Source organism: Pseudomonas sp. LFM046 (genome assembly GCF_000949385.2).
Lineage (GTDB): Bacteria > Pseudomonadota > Gammaproteobacteria > Pseudomonadales > Pseudomonadaceae > Metapseudomonas.
On sequence record NZ_JYKO02000001.1, the window covers coordinates 4,993,222 to 5,010,229 of the forward strand.

The window sequence follows — 17,008 nt, forward strand, 5'->3', positions numbered from 1 at the left end:
CTGCACATCAACGCAATCCCAGCACATCCTGCATGTCGTAAAGACCCGCCTCCTGGCCATCGAGCCAGAGAGCCGCACGCACAGCACCACGCGCGAAGGTCATGCGGCTGGAGGCCTTGTGGGTGATCTCCACGCGCTCGCCTTCCGCCGCGAACAGCACGGTGTGATCGCCCACCACATCACCGGCACGCACGGTGGCGAAGCCGATGGCCTCACGAGCGCGGGCACCGGTCTGGCCTTCGCGGCCGTAGACGGCCACCTTGGACAGGTCGCGACCGAGAGCGTCAGCCACCACCTCCCCCATTCGCAGCGCGGTGCCGGACGGCGCGTCCACTTTGTGGCGGTGGTGAGCTTCGATGATCTCGATGTCCACTTCGTCACCCAGCACACGAGCAGCGGTATCCAGCAGCTTGAGGCAGAGGTTCACGCCGACGCTGAAGTTGGCAGCAAAGACGATCGGAATATCCTTGGCCGCAGCCGCCAGCAGCGCTTTCTCCTCGGCGGAGAAACCGGTGGTGCCGATCACCATGGCCTTGCCGGCCTGGCGACAGATTTCCAGGTTCTTCAGGGTTACCGACGGATGGGTGAAGTCGATCAACACATCGAACTCATCCACCACCTTGGCCAGATCCCCCGAAAGCGGCACGCCGATGCGACCCAGGGCCGCCAGCTCGCCGGCGTCAGCGCCGACCAGGGTGCTGTCCGGACGATCGATGGCAGCGGTCAGGCCCGCACCCTGGGTCTGCTGGACCGCTTCGATCAGGTTCTTGCCCATGCGCCCGGCGGCGCCCATCACAGCAATACGTCGCATAAAAAAGCTCCAAGCTGGAAGCCTGGAGCTGGACGTCAGCACCGAAGCATTCAGGCCCCGGCAGCAACGTCCAGCTCGTCGTTAGAGATCGCCGAAGAAGCGCTTCATACCCTCGAACCAGCTGCTGGCCTTGGGCGAATGGGATCCGTCGCTCTGCAGCGTCTTGCGGAACTCATCGAGCAGCTCGCGCTGGCGCTTGTCCAGGTTGACCGGTGTTTCCACCACGACCCGGCACATCAGGTCGCCGGCACCGCCGCCACGCACCGGCGCCACGCCCTTGCCACGCAAGCGGAACAGCTTGCCGGTCTGGGTCGCTTCCGGAATCTTCAGCTTGACCCGGCCATCCAGGGTCGGCACTTCCAGTTCACCGCCCAGGGCGGCATCCGCGAAGCTGATGGGCACTTCGCAATAGAGGTGCTTGCCGTCGCGCTGGAAGATCGGGTGCTCGCGCACGTTGACCACCACATAGAGGTCGCCGGCCGGGCCACCCAGGGCGCCGGCTTCGCCTTCGCCGGAAAGGCGGATGCGGTCGCCGGTATCAACGCCTGCCGGCACTTTCACCGACAGGGTCTTGTGCTCTTCCACACGCCCCTGGCCATGGCAACTGCCACAGGGGTCGCTGATCATCTTGCCGCTGCCGTGGCAGCGCGGGCAGGTCTGCTGAACCGAGAAGAAGCCCTGCTGCATGCGCACCTGACCAATACCACCACAGGTGGTACAGGTGACCGGACTGGTGCCCTTCTTGGCGCCAGAACCATCGCAGGTCTTACAGTTGACCAGGGTCGGCACGCGAATGGTGACCGTGGTGCCGCGCACCGCCTCTTCCAGGTCCAGCTCCAGGGTGTAACGCAGGTCGCTGCCACGCTGCGGGCCACCGCGCTGACCGCCACGCTGGCCGCCGAAGAAGTCGCTGAACACGTCGCCGAAGATGTCGGAGAAGCTGGCACCGCCGAAACCGGCACCGGCGCCCGCCCCCATTTGCGGGTCGACGCCCGCGTGGCCGTACTGGTCGTAGGCCGAACGCTTGCCGGCGTCAGACAGGATTTCGTAGGCCTCGTTGGCCTCTTTGAATTTCTCTTCCGCAGCCTTGTCCCCCGGATTGCGGTCCGGGTGGTATTTCATGGCGAGGCGGCGATAGGCCTTCTTCAGCTCGGCCTCACTGGCGCCCCGCTCGACACCGAGGATTTCGTAAAAGTCACGTTTAGCCATAGGTTTCCTGCACTCTCGAATTCACCTGCCCCAGACACGCCAACGCGGGAGCAAGCTCCCGCGCGGCGGATCAGTCAGGCGTACGGGACGTCAAACCCCGCACGCTGGAGCGGAAGCAAGCGTGACACTTACTTGTTTTCCTTGACCTCTTCGAACTCGGCGTCGACGGCGTCGTCGGCAGCCTTGTCCGCGGAAGCGCCCTGAGGCTGCTCGCCCGGCTGGGCCTGTTCGGCATACATCTTCTGGGCCAGCGGAGCGGAGGCCTGGGACAGGGCATTCATCTTGGCCTCGATCTCGGCCTTGTCGTCACCCTTCACAGCCACTTCCAGTTCGCCCAGCACTTTCTCGATGGCAGCCTTCTCCTCGGCGGTGGCCTTGTCGCCTGCCTCGGTGATCATCTTGCGAGTGGCATGAACCAGCGCGTCACCCTGGTTGCGGGCAGCGGCCAGCTCTTCGAACTTGCGGTCTTCCTCGGCGTTGGCCTCGGCGTCGCGCACCATCTGCTGGATCTCTTCCTCGGACAGGCCGGAGTTGGCCTTGATCACGATGGACTGCTGCTTGCCGGTAGCCTTGTCCTTCGCGCTGACGTGCAGGATGCCGTTGGCGTCGATGTCGAAGGTCACTTCGATCTGCGGCACGCCACGCGGAGCCGGCGGAATCTCGGCCAGGTCGAACTTGCCCAGGGACTTGTTCTGCGCGGCCTGCTTGCGCTCGCCCTGCAGCACGTGAATGGTCACGGCGGACTGGTTGTCGTCAGCAGTGGAGAACACCTGGGACTTCTTGGTCGGGATGGTGGTGTTCTTCTCGATCAGCGCAGTCATTACGCCGCCCAGGGTTTCGATACCCAGGGTCAGCGGGCTCACGTCGAGCAGCAGAACGTCCTTCACGTCACCGGCCAGTACGGCGCCCTGGATGGCAGCACCGATAGCGACGGCTTCGTCCGGGTTCACGTCCTTGCGCGGTTCCTTGCCGAAGAAGTCGGCCACCTGCTTCTGCACCAGCGGCATGCGGGTCTGACCGCCGACCAGGATGACTTCCTGGATGTCAGCCACGTCGAGGCCGGCGTCCTTCAGGGCGATACGGCAGGGCTCGATGGTGCGAGCGACCAGGTCTTCAACCAGCGCTTCCAGCTTGGCGCGGGAAATCTTCACATTCAGGTGCTTCGGACCGGTCTGGTCTGCGGTGATGTACGGCAGGTTGACGTCGGTCTGCTGGCTGGAGGACAGCTCGATCTTGGCCTTTTCGGCGGCTTCCTTCAGGCGCTGCATGGCCAGGGGGTCACCCTTGAGGTCCATGCCGGATTCTTTCTTGAATTCGTCGACGAGGTAGTCGATCAGGCGCAGGTCGAAGTCTTCACCACCCAGGAAGGTGTCGCCGTTGGTGGCCAGTACTTCGAACTGGTGCTCACCGTCGACTTCGGCAATCTCGATCACCGACACGTCGAAGGTACCGCCGCCCAGGTCGTAGACGATCACGGTGTGGTCGCCCTTGGCCTTGTCCATGCCATAGGCCAGCGCAGCCGCGGTCGGCTCGTTGATGATGCGCTTGACGTCCAGACCGGCGATGCGGCCGGCGTCCTTGGTGGCCTGGCGCTGGCTGTCGTTGAAGTAGGCCGGAACAGTGATCACCGCTTCGGTCACAGTCTCGCCGAGGTAGTCTTCGGCGGTCTTCTTCATCTTCTTCAGCACTTCCGCAGAGATCTGCGGCGGCGCCATCTTGTTGCCCTTCACTTCTACCCAGGCGTCACCGTTGTCGGCCTTGGCGATCTTGTAGGGAACCATCTTGATGTCTTTCTGTACGACGTCTTCTTCGAAGCGACGACCGATCAGACGCTTCACCGCGTACAGGGTGTTCTGCGGGTTGGTCACTGCCTGACGCTTGGCGGACTGGCCCACCAGGGTTTCGCCATCGTTGGTGTAGGCGATGATCGACGGCGTGGTGCGAGCGCCTTCGGCGTTCTCGATCACCTTGACGTTGCCGTTCTCCAGGATGGCCACGCAAGAGTTGGTGGTCCCCAGGTCGATACCAATGATTTTGCCCATATTCTCTCTCCCGAAACTTTGGATTCTCCGCGGCCTCATTTCACGGGCCGCGGCAGCACTAAAACGCTTGAATTAACAGATGGGGGCCCGAAGGCGGATTTCAAGCCTGCTCGTCAATCGACGGCGGAGTCGCGCTCGGCGCCTTGCTGACCACCACCATGGCGGGGCGCAGCAGACGGCCGTTGAGCAAGTAGCCCTTCTGGAACACCTTGAGCACGCTGCCCGGCTCCACGTGGGTGCTCTCTTCCATGGCCATGGCCTGGTGGTGCTCCGGATTGAACGGCGCGCCTTGCGGGTCAACGGCTTCCAGCTGGTAGCGCTTGAGGGTGTCGTGGAACAGCTTGAGAGTCAGCTCCATGCCCTCGCGCACTGCCTTGATCGAGTCGTCGCTGGCGCTGGTGATTTCCAGGCCACGCTCCAGGCTGTCGACAACCGGCAGCAGGTCGTTGGCAAATTTTTCCAGCGCGAACTTGTGTGCCTTCTCCACGTCCTGCTCGGCGCGGCGACGCACGTTCTGCAGCTCGGCAGCGACACGCAGCGACTGATCCTGGGCCGCGGCCAGTTGCTCTTCCAGCACCTGTACGCGGGTGGCGAGCTCGTCGCCTGACGCGGCTTCAGCAGCGGGATTCGCTTCGGGGGTCTGGGTATCCAGGGTCTGTTCGTCGGCCATGCCTTCCTCCTCATACAAAGACAGCTGCGGGAAAGACCCGCTGATATGTCCGCCTATATGGGGTCGCAATTTGTCGCTTCAAGGGGGAGAGGCGATTGTCAGCCAGAAAACAAACACTGTATAAATAGCCAGCCATCTCAGCGCGGGAGTCGCACCATGCTGGTACACCTGTCGATTCACAACTACGCGATCGTCGAACACCTGGACCTGGAACTCGAAGGCGGCATGTCCGTGATCACCGGCGAAACCGGTGCCGGCAAGTCCATCATGCTCGACGCCCTCGGCCTGGCCCTGGGCGATCGCGCGGACAGCGGCGTGGTGCGCCCTGGCGCCGACAAGGCGGATATCCTCGCCAGCTTCGACCTCGGCGACATTCCCGAAGCCAGCGCCTGGCTGGCCGAACGCGACCTGGACAATGACGGCCCCTGCATCCTGCGCCGGGTCATCACCGCCGAAGGCCGCTCCCGCGCCTATATAAATGGCAGCCCCTGCCCCCAGGGCGACCTCAAGACCCTGGGCGAACTCCTGATCGATATCCACAGCCAGCACGAGCACCAGTCCCTGCTCAAAGCCGACACCCATCGCCGCCTGCTGGACGAATTCGCCGGCGCCAGCGACCTCGCCCGCCAGGTGCAGCTGGCTGCCCAGCGCTGGCGGCAAACCCGCCAGGAACTGGAGCGCGTATCCAGTGCCGGTGAGGAGCAGCGCGCCCGTCACCAATTGCTGAGCTACCAGTTGGACGAACTGGAGAACCTCGCTCTGGGCGAGCACGAGCTGGAACAACTGGAGCTGGAACACAAGAACCTGGCCAACGCCGAAAGCCTGCTGGCCGCCTGCCGCCAGGTCATGGAGATGTGCAGCGAAAGCGACGCCGGCAACGTCCTCAGCGCCCTGACCGCCAGCCTCAACCGTCTCACCGCCTTCCATACCCAGCCGGGCGCCCTTGCCGAAGCGGTAAACCTGCTGTCCAGCGCACAGATCCAGGTCGAAGAAGCCATGGGCGAGCTGAACCGCTTCCTCGACCACTTCGACGCCGACCCGGAGCGCCAGCAGGCCCTGGAGGAGCGCCTCGACAGCATCTACACCCTGGCACGCAAGCACAGGGTCCAGCCGTCCGACCTGGCCGAGCTGCAACAGCGGCTGCTGGACGAACTGGAAGCCCTCAACGCCGATGACGAAGCAGCGGAACGCCTTGCCGAAGAACTGGCCGCCTATGAACGCCATTACCGGGAGAAGGCCTCGGAGCTGAGCAAGCTGCGCGGCGACGCTTCCGGGCAACTGGCCGGCGCCGTGGAAACCGAAATGCAGCGCCTGGGCATGCCCGGCGGGCGCTTCAGCATCCAGCTTCACGCAAGTGAGGTGGGCGACCCCCAACACTACGGCCTGGAACAAGTGGAGTTCCTGGTCAGCGCCAACCCCGGACAACCGCTCAAAGCCCTGGCGAAGGTGGCCTCGGGCGGCGAACTCTCCCGTATCAGCCTCGCCATCCAGGTGATCACCGCACAGACCTCGCGGGTGCCCACCCTGGTCTTCGACGAAGTGGACGTCGGCATTGGCGGCCCCACCGCCGAAGTGGTGGGGCAGTTGCTGCGCCGTCTCGGCGAACGCGGGCAGGTCCTCACCGTCACCCACCTACCCCAGGTGGCAGCCCAGGGTCACCACCACCTGTTCGTGCACAAGGAACGTGGCACCCAGGAAACCCGCACGGCGGTGGCCAAGCTGCAGGAAGCCCCACGCATCGAGGAGATCGCGCGGATGCTGGGCGGGGTCGACCTCACCGAAGAGTCCCTGGCCCACGCCAGGAAGATGGTGACCAGCGCGCAGGGCTGATCTGACTCCGAAACAAAAAAGGCGACCCTCAGGTCGCCTTTTCTTTACGCAAAACGCTTACTTCTTCTTACGGATGTACAGCACCAGGTTGTGGTCGACCAGCTCGAAGCCACGCTCCTTGACGATCTCCTTCTGGCGCTTCTCGATCTCCGGGTCGAAGAATTCGATCACTTCACCGGTGTCCACGCACACCATGTGATCGTGATGGCCGCTATCGGCCAGCTCGAACACAGCATGACCGCCGTCGAAGTTGTGGCGCACCACCAGGCCCGCTGCCTCGAACTGAGTCAGTACCCGGTAAACAGTGGCCAGACCGACGTCCTCACCCGCTTCCATCAGAGCCTTGTAAACATCCTCCGCGCTCATGTGGCGTTGCTCGGTGGAATCGAGCATCTGGAGGATCTTGACCCGAGGCAAGGTCACCTTCAGGCCGGCTTTACGCAGTTCGTTGTTTTCAACCATGGTCAGCTTTTCTCGAGGAATGCTGCTTTCGCAGGTTCCCTTAATGCAGGTATGATCGGGCTTTTAATGCCCAGCCAAGATAGTGGAAGTCTCCCACCGATGCAAAACACCAAGCTCCTGCTGACCAGCCTCTCCTTCGCAGGCTTGCTCGCACTCGCCGGTTGCTCGTTTCCTGGGGTCTACAAGATCGACATCCAGCAGGGCAACGTCGTCACGCAGGACATGATAGACCAGTTGAAGCCTGGAATGACCCGACGTCAAGTGCGGTTTATCATGGGCAATCCGCTGATCACCGACACCTTCCACGCCAATCGCTGGGACTACCTCTACAGCATCCAGCCGGGCGGCGGTCAGCGCCTCCAGGAACGTGTCAGCCTGATGTTCGACAGCAATGACCAGCTGATTGGCCTGGCCGGCGACTTCATGCCCGGCGTGAGCCGTGACGAAGCGATTCTGGGCAGCGACGGCGCCGCCACCGAAGCGAAGCCGGAACAGCCGAAAGAGCAGCCCAAGGCCGAAGAGCCGCCGGCACCGGGCTCGCTCCTGGAAAAGATCCAGAAGGAAGTGGACACCGCAGAACCGGTACCGGTACCGATTCCGGAGCCGCTGGAAACTTCGCCGCAATAAAATGCGGCAACAAAAAAGCCCGGGCTGGTCCCGGGCTTTTTCATGGGCGGGATTCAGGCGTCCCGCTCACCGGCGCGAGCCTGGGCCGCCTTGGCCGCACGCAGCTTTCGCACTTCCTTGGGATCGGCAATCAGCGGGCGATAGATCTCCACCCGATCGCCCTCCTCCAGCAGTCGCTCCTCGGGCTTGGCCAGCGCCTTGCCGAAGATGCCCAGCGGGCAACTGGCAAGGTCCAGCTCAGGAAAGTAAGCCTCCATCCCCGAACGCAAAACAGCGTCACGGGCACTGATCCCCTTGGCAACACTCAGACGCAGCAACTGCTGGCGACCAGCCAGGGCGTAGACCACCTCGACCTGGATGTTGTCCTCAGCCATAAAGCTGCTTCGCCCGCTGACAGAACGCGTCCACCAGGGTGTTGGCGGCCTGGTTGAACAGCGGCCCCAGAGTGGCCTTGACGATGGGGCCGGCGTAGTCGAAACGCAGGTCCAGACTGATCTTGCAGGCCTTGTCGCCGAGCGCCTTGAAGTGCCAGACGCCGTGCAACTGAGAGAAGGGGCCTTCCTCCAGATTCATCTCGATAGCCTTGCCGTGGTCCAGCTTGTTGCGGGTCACGAAGCGCTGACTGATGCTGCCCTTGGCCACCTCCAGGCTGGCGAGCATATGGCTCTCGCTCTCCTCCATCACCGTGGCGGCCGAGCACCAGGGCAGGAATTCCGGATAGCGCGCCACATCGTTGACCAGGTCGTAGAGCGCCTGCGCAGGGAAAGGCAACAGGGCGGAGCGCTGGATATGGGTGGTCATCTTGTCCTCGAACAGGGTTCCGAACCACGTCGCGCGGGACATGCGCAGGGCCGGACTGGTCAGAAAAAAGTGCCGCATTGTCGGAGATCCGCCAATAACGCTCAAGCCTACGCCGCCGTAGCCGCGCCGTCTGCGACTCCCTATAATGCGCGGCCTATGGCTAAGCAAAAGAAACATCCCGAAGGCTCCATCGCCCTCAACAAGAAGGCGCTGCACGACTATTCCATCGAACAGAAGTTCGAGGCCGGCCTCGCCCTGGCTGGCTGGGAAGTGAAGAGTCTGCGCGCCGGCAAGGCACAGCTGGTGGACAGCTACGTGCTGCTCAAGGACGGCGAAGCCTGGCTGCTGGGCAGCCACATCACCCCGTTGAAAACCGCCAGCACCCACGTGATCGCAGACCCCGTGCGCACCCGCAAGCTGCTGCTGCACAAGCGCGAGCTGGGCAAGCTGTTCGGCGCGGTGCAGCAGAAGGGCTATGCCTGCGTGGCGCTGTCCCTCTATTGGAAGAAGCACCTGATCAAGTGCGAGATCGCCTTGGCCAAGGGCAAGAAGGAATTCGACAAGCGCGCCACGGAGAAGGAGCGGGATTCCGATCGCGAGATCGCGCGCGCGATGCGCACCAAGGGCAAGGAATAAGCCCCACCCAGAAAAACGCCGGGCATTGCCCGGCGTTTTTGTTTGTGTCGCTCGCGAGCGGCGCTCGCCCCGACGGCTGCCGCGTCAGATACCCTGCCGCCGCTGCGCCCGCGCCAACCGCTGAGCTTCCAGCTGAGACTCTTCCAGCACCTCCTGCACGTACTGGATGTGCCGATGGGAAATCTCTCGCGCCTCTTCAGCCCGCCGCTCGACGATCGCGGTGTACAGCGCGCGGTGCTGCTCGATCAACATCCCGCGGGTCTCGCTGCGCTGCAGGTACATGCCGCCGATATTGGTCACCACGTTGTGCTTGAGCAGGTCGAACAGCCCCCGAATGGTGTGCAGCAGCACCGCGTTGTGGCTGGCTTCGGCGATCGCCAGGTGGAAGCGCGCATCCGCCGCCCCTTCGTCCGCCCGGGTCGCCTTGCTGCCTGGCGCGTAGCAGGCCTGCAGAGCCTCATAGGCATCGGTCAGCCGCTCATGATCCACCGGCGTCGCCCGCTGCGCCGCGTAATAGGCACAGGAGCCTTCCAGGGTGTGACGAAACTCCAGCAGATCGCGCTGGGCTTCAGGATTGCTCTCCAGCAACTGCAGCAGCGGATCACTGAACGTGGTCCCCAGTTCGGCAGCCACATAGTTGCCACCGCCCTGACGACTGACCAGCAACCCCTTCGCCACCAGCTTCTGGATCGCCTCCCGCAAGGAGGGACGCGACACCCCGAACTGCTCGGCCAGCGCGCGCTCAGCCGGTAGCCGCTCACCGGCCTTCAAGGTGCCTTCGAGGATCATCGCCTCCAGCTGACTGACGATATCGTCCGACAGACGGCGCTGACGTACCTGACCGAATCCCATTGCTCTACCCACCCCTTCACGCCACCTCGGGCGGCCTTCTAACACGGCGCTTTCGGCGCGCGACGCGGCAGCCTAACCAGCCCGCAGACCACGCACAAGCCGAGCGACCTTCCGCCACCCCTCGACCAAAGTCGCAAAGCGGCAAATTGACACAAGGATAGACCTGCTTTTACCCTGAGCCGTCGCTTTTGTAAATTGGTATTACCAATTTTACCGACAAGCAGCGCCGACTCGGTCTTCGCCTGCCCCAGCGCCACAAACGCAACGGTCATTGCCCGATACGGCTAACAGGCACTCCAAAAACAATTAGGGAGCCACCCCAAGATGCAAACCTGGCAGCAGATCTATACCCCCCTTGGCAGCCTCGGACTGTCGGCGCTCGTCGCACTCATTCCCATCGTGTTCTTCTTCCTGGCCCTGGCGGTGTTCCGCATGAAGGGCTACATCGCCGGCACCATCACCCTGGCACTGTCGATTGCAGTGGCCATCTTCGCCTTCCAGATGCCGGTCGACATGGCCTTCGCCGCCGCCGGTTACGGCTTCGCCTACGGCCTCTGGCCCATCGCCTGGATCATCGTCGCGGCGGTGTTCCTCTACAAACTCACGGTCAAGAGCGGCCAGTTCGAAGTGATCCGCAGCTCGGTGCTGTCCATCACCGACGACCAGCGCCTGCAGGTGCTGCTGATCGGCTTCTCCTTCGGCGCCTTCCTCGAAGGTGCGGCGGGCTTCGGCGCGCCGGTGGCCATCACCGCCGCCCTGCTCGTGGGCCTGGGGTTCAACCCGCTCTATGCCGCAGGCCTGTGCCTGATCGCCAACACCGCGCCGGTGGCCTTCGGCGCCCTGGGCATCCCGATCATCGTCGCTGGCCAGGTGACGGGCATCGACGCCTTCAAGATCGGCGCCATGACCGGCCGCCAACTGCCCTTCCTGTCCATCATCGTGCCCTTCTGGCTGGTGGCCATGATGGACGGCTGGCGCGGCATCAAGGAAACCTGGCCGGCAGCCCTGGTGGCTGGCGCCAGCTTCGCCATCACCCAGTACTTCACCTCCAACTTCATCGGCCCGGAACTGCCTGACATCACCTCCGCCCTGGTGAGCCTGGTATCCCTGACCCTGTTCCTCAAGGTGTGGCAGCCCAAGCGTGCCGAAGACCGCGAAGTGGTCGGCGTGTCCGGCGGTGCCGCGGTAATGGGCGGTTTCGGCGGCCCGCGCAGCACCACTCCGTCGCCCTACAGCTTCGGCGAGATCCTCAAGGCCTGGTCGCCCTTCCTGGTGCTGACCGTGCTGGTGACCATCTGGACCCTGAAGCCCTTCAAGGCGATGTTCGCCCCGGGCGGCGCGCTGGAGCAGTTCGTCTTCCTGTTCGCCATTCCGCACCTGGACCAACTGGTGATGAAAGGCGCACCCATCGTCGCCACCGCAACCGCGATTCCGGCCGTGTACAAGTTCGACCCGGTATCGGCCACCGGCACCGCGATCTTCCTTTCGGCCCTGGTTTCCATGGTCATCCTGAAGATCAACATTAAAAGTGGTCTGACCAATCTTGCTGAAACCTTCGTCGAGCTGAAGTGGCCGATTCTCTCCATCGGCATGGTGCTGGCCTTCGCCTTCGTCACCAACTTCTCCGGCATGTCCACCACCCTGGCCCTGGTACTGGCCGGCACCGGCGCAGCCTTCCCGTTCTTCTCGCCGTTCCTCGGCTGGCTGGGCGTGTTCCTGACCGGTTCGGATACCTCGTCCAACGCCCTGTTCGGCTCGCTGCAGTCCACCACTGCGCACCAGATCGGCGTCAACGACACCCTGCTCGTCGCCGCCAACACCAGCGGCGGCGTAACCGGCAAGATGATCTCGCCCCAATCCATCGCCGTGGCCTGCGCCGCCACCGGCATGGTTGGCAAGGAATCCGACCTGTTCCGCTTCACCCTGAAGCACAGCCTGCTCTTCGCCGCCATGGTCGGCCTGATCACGCTGGCCCAGGCTTACATATTCACTGGCATGCTCGTCGTTCATTGATCGAGCGCCCGGGCTGCGCCACGCCGCAGCCCGGTTTCCTTTCACTGCCCTGAAGCCCCGACTCGGATCGAATTCATGATCATCTCCGCCTCCACCGACTACCGCGCCGCCGCCCAGCGCAGGCTCCCGCCCTTCCTGTTCCATTACATCGATGGCGGCGCTTACGCCGAGTACACGCTGCGCCGTAATGTCGAGGACCTGGCCAGCATCGCCCTGCGCCAGCGCGTGCTCCGGAACATGTCCGAGCTGAGCCTGGAGACCACGTTGTTCGGCGAGACCCTGTCCATGCCGGTGGCCCTGGCCCCGGTAGGCCTGACCGGCATGTACGCCCGCCGTGGCGAAGTGCAGGCGGCCAAGGCGGCGGCGGCCAAGGGCGTCCCCTTTACGCTTTCCACCGTCTCGGTCTGCCCGATCGAAGAAGTCGCGCCGGCCATCAACCGGCCCATGTGGTTCCAGCTCTACGTGCTGAAGGACCGTGGCTTCATGCGCAACGCCCTGGAGCGCGCCAAGGCGGCCGGCGTGACGACGCTGGTGTTCACTGTCGACATGCCCGTACCCGGCGCCCGCTACCGCGACGCCCACTCCGGCATGAGCGGCCCCAACGCGCCGCTGCGCCGCGTGCTCCAGGCCATGACTCACCCGACCTGGGCCTGGGACGTCGGCCTGCTGGGCAAGCCCCATGACCTGGGCAACATCTCCACCTACCGGGGCAACCCCACCGGCCTGGCGGACTACATCGGCTGGCTCGGCGCCAACTTCGACCCGTCGATCTCCTGGAAGGACCTGGAGTGGATTCGCGACTTCTGGGAAGGCCCCATGGTGATCAAGGGCATCCTCGACCCCGAAGATGCGAAAGACGCCGTGAAGTTCGGCGCCAACGGCATCGTCGTCTCCAACCACGGCGGCCGCCAGCTCGACGGCGTGCTCTCCAGCGCCCGCGCCCTGCCGGCCATTGCCGACGCGGTGAAGGGCGACCTGAAGATCCTCGCCGACTCCGGCATCCGCACTGGCCTTGATGTGGTGCGCATGCTCGCCCTCGGCGCCGACACCGTGATGCTCGGCCGCGCCTTCGTCTACGCTCTGGCCGCAGCAGGCGGTGCGGGCGTGAGCAATCTGCTGGACCTGATCGATAAGGAAATGCGCGTGGCGATGGTGCTCACCGGCGCCAAGTCCATCAGCGAGATCAGCGCCGACTCGCTGGTACGCGAACTCGGCCACTGAGCCCAACAACCCGGCGGGCTGCACCGCAGCCCGCACTACCAGACGGGACACTGCATGAGCCTGCCGATCCCCTTTCTCAACACCGTCGAGCGCCTGATCCCCCGTGAGCGCCGCTTCGACGACCCGTTGTCCACCCTGGCCTTCGGCACCGACGCCAGCTTCTACCGCCTGATCCCCCAGTTGGTGATCCGCGTCGAGAGCGAAGCCGAAGTCATCGCCCTGCTGAAAGCCGCCCACGCCGAATTGGTGCCAGTGACCTTCCGCGCCGCCGGCACCAGCCTCTCCGGCCAGGCCATCACCGACTCGGTGCTGCTGGTCCTGGGTGACAACTGGAACGGCCGCGACATCCGCCAGGGCGGCCAGCAGATCCGTCTGCAACCCGGCGTCATCGGCGCCCATGCCAACGCCTGGCTCGCCCCCTTCGGCCGCAAGATCGGTCCGGACCCGGCGTCCATCAACGCCTGCAAGATCGGCGGCATCGTCGCCAACAACGCCAGCGGCATGTGCTGCGGCACCGCCCAGAACAGCTATCACACCCTGGCCGGCCTGCGCCTGGTGCTGGCCGACGGCACCCTGCTCGATACCGAAGATGCCGCCAGCGTCGCCGCCTTCCGTCACAGCCATGGTCCGCTGCTGGCGGAGCTGGCCGAACTGGGCCGGCAGACGCGCGCCAACACCGAACTGGCCGCGAAGATTCGCCACAAGTACCGGCTGAAAAACACCACCGGCCTGTCCCTCAACGCCCTGGTGGACTTCGACGAGCCCCTGGACATCCTCAGCCACCTGCTGGTCGGCTCCGAAGGCACCCTGGGCTTCATCGGCGCGGTGACCTACGACACCGTGCCCGACCACCCGCACAAGGCCAGCGCACTGATCGTCTTCCCCGACGTGGAAAGCTGCTGCAAGGCCGTGACCCTGCTCAAGAGCCAGCCAGTCTCGGCAGTGGAACTGCTGGACCGCCGCAGCCTGCGTTCAGTGGAGAACAAGCCCGGCATGCCCGACTGGGTGAAGGGCCTGTCGGCCAACGCCTGTGCCCTGCTGATCGAATCCCGCGCGGCCAGCCAGAACCTGCTGCACGAGCAACTGGCGCAGATCACCGCATCCATCGCCCACTTCCCGCTGGAGCAGAAGGTCGACTTCAGCGAAGACCCGGCGGTGTACAACCTGCTGTGGAAAATCCGCAAGGACACCTTCCCCGCCGTCGGCGCCGTGCGCCAGACCGGCACCACCGTGATCATCGAAGACGTCACCTTCCCCATCGAGCAACTGGCCGAAGGCGTCAACCGCCTGCTGGCGCTGTTCGACAAGCACCACTACGACGAGGCGATCATTTTCGGCCATGCCCTGGAGGGCAACCTGCACTTCGTCTTTACCCAGGGCTTCGAGCAGCCCGAGCAGGTGGCGCGCTACGAAGCCTTCATGCAGGACGTGGCGCAACTGGTGGCGGTCGAATTCGGCGGTTCCCTCAAGGCCGAACACGGCACCGGGCGCAACATGGCGCCCTTCGTCGAGCTGGAATGGGGCAGCGACGCCTATCAGCTGATGTGGCGGATCAAGCGCCTGCTGGACCCGCGCGGCATCCTCAATCCCGACGTGATCCTCAGCGAAGACCGCGACATCCACCTGAAGCACCTCAAGCCGCTGCCGGCCGCCGACGAGATCGTCGACAAGTGCATCGAATGCGGCTTCTGCGAGCCGGTCTGCCCGTCCAAGGGGCTGACCCTGAGCCCACGCCAACGCATCGTGATCTGGCGCGATATCCAGGCCAAGCAACGCGCCGGTATCGATACCACCGATCTGGAGCAGGCCTACCAATACCAGGGCATCGACACCTGCGCCGCCACCGGGCTCTGTGCCGAGCGCTGCCCGGTGGGTATCAACACGGGCGATCTGGTGCGCAAACTGCGGGCGAAAGCGGCCCATCACGAAGGGAGCGCCAACTGGCTCGCCAACCACTTCGCGACCGCGCTGAAGGGCACGCGCCTGACCCTGCGGGTCGCCAACGGTGCTCGCCGGGTGCTGGGAGCGCCGCTGCTGGAGAAGACTGCCGGCGCCCTGCGCCAACTCTCCGGCAATCGCCTGCCGCAATGGACGCCCGCCCTGCCCCAGGCAGCAGCACCTGTCCACGTCATCCCGCCGGCCAGCAACGACCGCCCGCGCGTGGTCTACCTGGCCGCGTGCGTGTCCCGCGCCATGGGCCCGTCCACCCGCGACCGCGAGCAAGTGCCCCTGATCGACAAGACCCGCATGCTGCTGGAGAAAGCCGGCTACCAGGTGGTGTTCCCGGAGAACCTGGACAACCTCTGCTGCGGCCAGCCGTTCGCGTCCAAGGGCTACCCGGAACAGGGCGACAACAAGCGCCGCGAACTGGTGGACGCCCTGCTCGCGGCCAGCCGTGGTGGCCTTGACCCCATCTACTGCGACACCAGCCCGTGCACCCTGCGCCTGGTGCAGGACGGCCTGGATTCGCGGCTGCAACTGTTCGATCCGGTGCGCTTCATCCGCAGCCACCTGCTGGAGCGCCTGGAGTTCACGCCCCAGGACAAGCCGGTCGCCGTGCATGTCACCTGCAGCACCCAGCACCTGGGTGAGGCCCAGGGGCTGATCGATATCGTCCGGCGCTGCACCACGGAAGTGGTGATCCCGGAAGGCATCCACTGCTGCGGTTTCGCCGGGGACAAGGGCTTCACCACGCCGGAACTCAATGCCCACGCCTTGCGCTCGCTGAAAGATGCGGTCCAGTACTGCGAGGAAGGCATTTCCACCAGCCGAACCTGCGAGATCGGCCTGAGCCAGCATGGCGGTATCGACTACCACGGGCTGGTCTACCTGGTGGACCGCGTCACCCAGCCCCGCGCAGGGCTTTAGCCCCTGGGTCCCGTAGGTTGGTGCCGAGCGCAGCGAGGCCCAACAAGACCGTAGGGTGCGCTGCGCGCACCGGGAAGCCCGTGCGGAATCTCCGGTGCGCACGGCGCACCCTACCGGATTGGCTTCATCCGTCTCGCCCGGGCATTCAATCGCCACAAGCCCCCTCGCCCCCGCCGCTGTAACAAAAAAACCTGAACCCACGGAAAACAAGGCAGTCCACCGCCAGGAGCCCGGTTTTCGCCCGTGGCTTATCCGTCTCGCCCACATAGGCACCCCGTGCCGAAGCAATCGAGAGGAGGTTTCCCCATGAAACGCACAGCCCTGTTGTTCAGCGCCGCCCTGCTGGCCTCGCCCGCATTCGCCGATGACTTGTGCGCGATCAATCTGCAGAAACTCGACGACGCCATGGCCAGCTATCCGACCATTGGCGAACCCCTGCGCCAGCAAGTGACGGACCTTCGCACGAAGGCTGAGCAGGCCCAGCAGGTGGGAGACACCGAAGCCTGCGTCAACGCCAGCACCCTGGCGCTGCAACGCCTGCAGCAGCCCGACAGCAACGGTAATGGCGCTGGCGGATCGAGCTGACGGGACATCAGCTACGGAAGCGACTGGAAACGCGAAGGGCCGCATCGCGGCCCCTTTTATCCATGGCACAGCGCCCGGCAGATGCACGGCGCTTTCCTATACTGCTCAGCGGTTACCCCCATTAGGAGCTTCGACATGCGCCGTCTTGCCGTTTTCCTTGCCGCCGCCCTGCTCAGCACTCCACTCCTCGCCTCCCACTGTCCTGCGGACATGGCGAAGATCGATCAGATCCTCAAGACCGATCCCCCTGCTGACCCCTCTGTACTCGAGCAAGTGAAAAAGCTCCGCGCCGAAGGCGAGGAGCTGCACAAGTCCGGCGATCATGCCGAGGCGGAAAAAGTACTGACCGAAGCGCTGAATCTGCTGCAAGCCAGCGAATAG

The 17,008-nt window shown here is 64.3% G+C and carries 16 protein-coding genes; 8 read left to right on the forward strand and 8 right to left on the reverse strand.

From position 1 onward, the window contains the following. Positions 1-7: 7 nt before the first annotated feature. The 4 genes from dapB to grpE form a co-directional block, all read right to left on the reverse strand. Positions 8-811, reverse strand: coding sequence for a 4-hydroxy-tetrahydrodipicolinate reductase (dapB, locus tag TQ98_RS23045; protein ID WP_044874058.1), 804 nt, complete (start codon positions 809-811; stop codon positions 8-10). Positions 812-892: 81 nt separating this feature from the next. Then, entirely contained in the window at positions 893-2,020 is a 1,128-nt protein-coding gene (gene dnaJ / locus TQ98_RS23050; RefSeq protein WP_044874057.1) for a molecular chaperone DnaJ, read from the reverse strand. A 128-nt stretch (positions 2,021-2,148) separates the two neighbouring features. Next, positions 2,149-4,062, reverse strand: coding sequence for a molecular chaperone DnaK (gene dnaK / locus TQ98_RS23055; protein WP_044874056.1), 1,914 nt, complete (start codon positions 4,060-4,062; stop codon positions 2,149-2,151). A 100-nt stretch (positions 4,063-4,162) separates the two neighbouring features. Continuing rightward, positions 4,163-4,732 carry a nucleotide exchange factor GrpE gene (gene grpE / locus TQ98_RS23060; protein WP_044874055.1) on the reverse strand — a complete coding sequence of 190 codons (570 nt, stop codon included), beginning with the start codon at positions 4,730-4,732 and terminating at the stop codon, positions 4,163-4,165. 156 nt (positions 4,733-4,888) lie between these two features. Between grpE and recN the strand changes: the two genes are divergently transcribed. Then, positions 4,889-6,562 (forward strand): DNA repair protein RecN, encoded by a 1,674-nt coding sequence (gene recN, locus TQ98_RS23065; protein ID WP_044874054.1) that lies wholly within the window; start codon positions 4,889-4,891, stop codon positions 6,560-6,562. A gap of 57 nt (positions 6,563-6,619) precedes the next feature. Here recN and fur read toward each other — a convergent pair whose 3' ends face one another. Next, positions 6,620-7,024: a ferric iron uptake transcriptional regulator gene (gene fur, locus TQ98_RS23070; protein WP_044874053.1), complete on the reverse strand. Its 405-nt coding sequence runs from the start codon at positions 7,022-7,024 to the stop codon at positions 6,620-6,622. Between the two features lie 99 nt (positions 7,025-7,123). On the opposite strand from fur, the gene TQ98_RS23075 reads away from it, so the two are divergent. Continuing rightward, positions 7,124-7,651, forward strand: coding sequence for an outer membrane protein assembly factor BamE (locus tag TQ98_RS23075; RefSeq protein ID WP_044874052.1), 528 nt, complete (start codon positions 7,124-7,126; stop codon positions 7,649-7,651). Positions 7,652-7,704: 53 nt separating this feature from the next. Here the strand turns inward: TQ98_RS23075 and TQ98_RS23080 are convergent, their stop codons facing one another. Both TQ98_RS23080 and TQ98_RS23085 read right to left on the reverse strand, forming a co-directional pair. Next, complete coding sequence (locus TQ98_RS23080) at positions 7,705-8,025, reverse strand: RnfH family protein (RefSeq protein WP_044874051.1); 321 nt, start codon at positions 8,023-8,025, stop codon at positions 7,705-7,707. Next, entirely contained in the window at positions 8,018-8,452 is a 435-nt protein-coding gene (locus tag TQ98_RS23085; protein ID WP_044874155.1) for a type II toxin-antitoxin system RatA family toxin, read from the reverse strand. Before TQ98_RS23085 ends, TQ98_RS23080 begins: the two co-directional genes overlap by 8 nt. Before the next feature lie 156 nt (positions 8,453-8,608). On the opposite strand from TQ98_RS23085, the gene smpB reads away from it, so the two are divergent. Further along, a complete protein-coding gene (gene smpB, locus TQ98_RS23090; protein WP_044874050.1) occupies positions 8,609-9,088 on the forward strand; it encodes an SsrA-binding protein SmpB in 480 nt (159 codons plus the stop codon). Between the two features lie 84 nt (positions 9,089-9,172). On the opposite strand, the gene TQ98_RS23095 is transcribed toward smpB, so the two are convergent. Further along, positions 9,173-9,940 carry an FCD domain-containing protein gene (locus TQ98_RS23095; RefSeq protein WP_044874049.1) on the reverse strand — a complete coding sequence of 256 codons (768 nt, stop codon included), beginning with the start codon at positions 9,938-9,940 and terminating at the stop codon, positions 9,173-9,175. 324 nt (positions 9,941-10,264) lie between these two features. Between TQ98_RS23095 and TQ98_RS23100 the strand changes: the two genes are divergently transcribed. The 5 genes from TQ98_RS23100 (at position 10,265) to TQ98_RS23120 (ending at position 17,008) form a co-directional block, all read left to right on the forward strand. Continuing rightward, a complete protein-coding gene (locus TQ98_RS23100; RefSeq protein ID WP_044874048.1) occupies positions 10,265-11,953 on the forward strand; it encodes a lactate permease LctP family transporter in 1,689 nt (562 codons plus the stop codon). 75 nt (positions 11,954-12,028) lie between these two features. Then, positions 12,029-13,174: an FMN-dependent L-lactate dehydrogenase LldD gene (gene lldD, locus TQ98_RS23105; protein ID WP_044874047.1), complete on the forward strand. Its 1,146-nt coding sequence runs from the start codon at positions 12,029-12,031 to the stop codon at positions 13,172-13,174. A 54-nt stretch (positions 13,175-13,228) separates the two neighbouring features. After that, positions 13,229-16,042: an FAD-binding and (Fe-S)-binding domain-containing protein gene (locus TQ98_RS23110; RefSeq protein WP_044874046.1), complete on the forward strand. Its 2,814-nt coding sequence runs from the start codon at positions 13,229-13,231 to the stop codon at positions 16,040-16,042. A 306-nt stretch (positions 16,043-16,348) separates the two neighbouring features. Next, positions 16,349-16,627, forward strand: a complete 279-nt coding sequence (locus tag TQ98_RS23115) for a hypothetical protein (protein ID WP_044874045.1) — start codon at positions 16,349-16,351, stop codon at positions 16,625-16,627. Positions 16,628-16,762: 135 nt separating this feature from the next. After that, positions 16,763-17,008 (forward strand): hypothetical protein, encoded by a 246-nt coding sequence (locus TQ98_RS23120; protein WP_044874044.1) that lies wholly within the window; start codon positions 16,763-16,765, stop codon positions 17,006-17,008.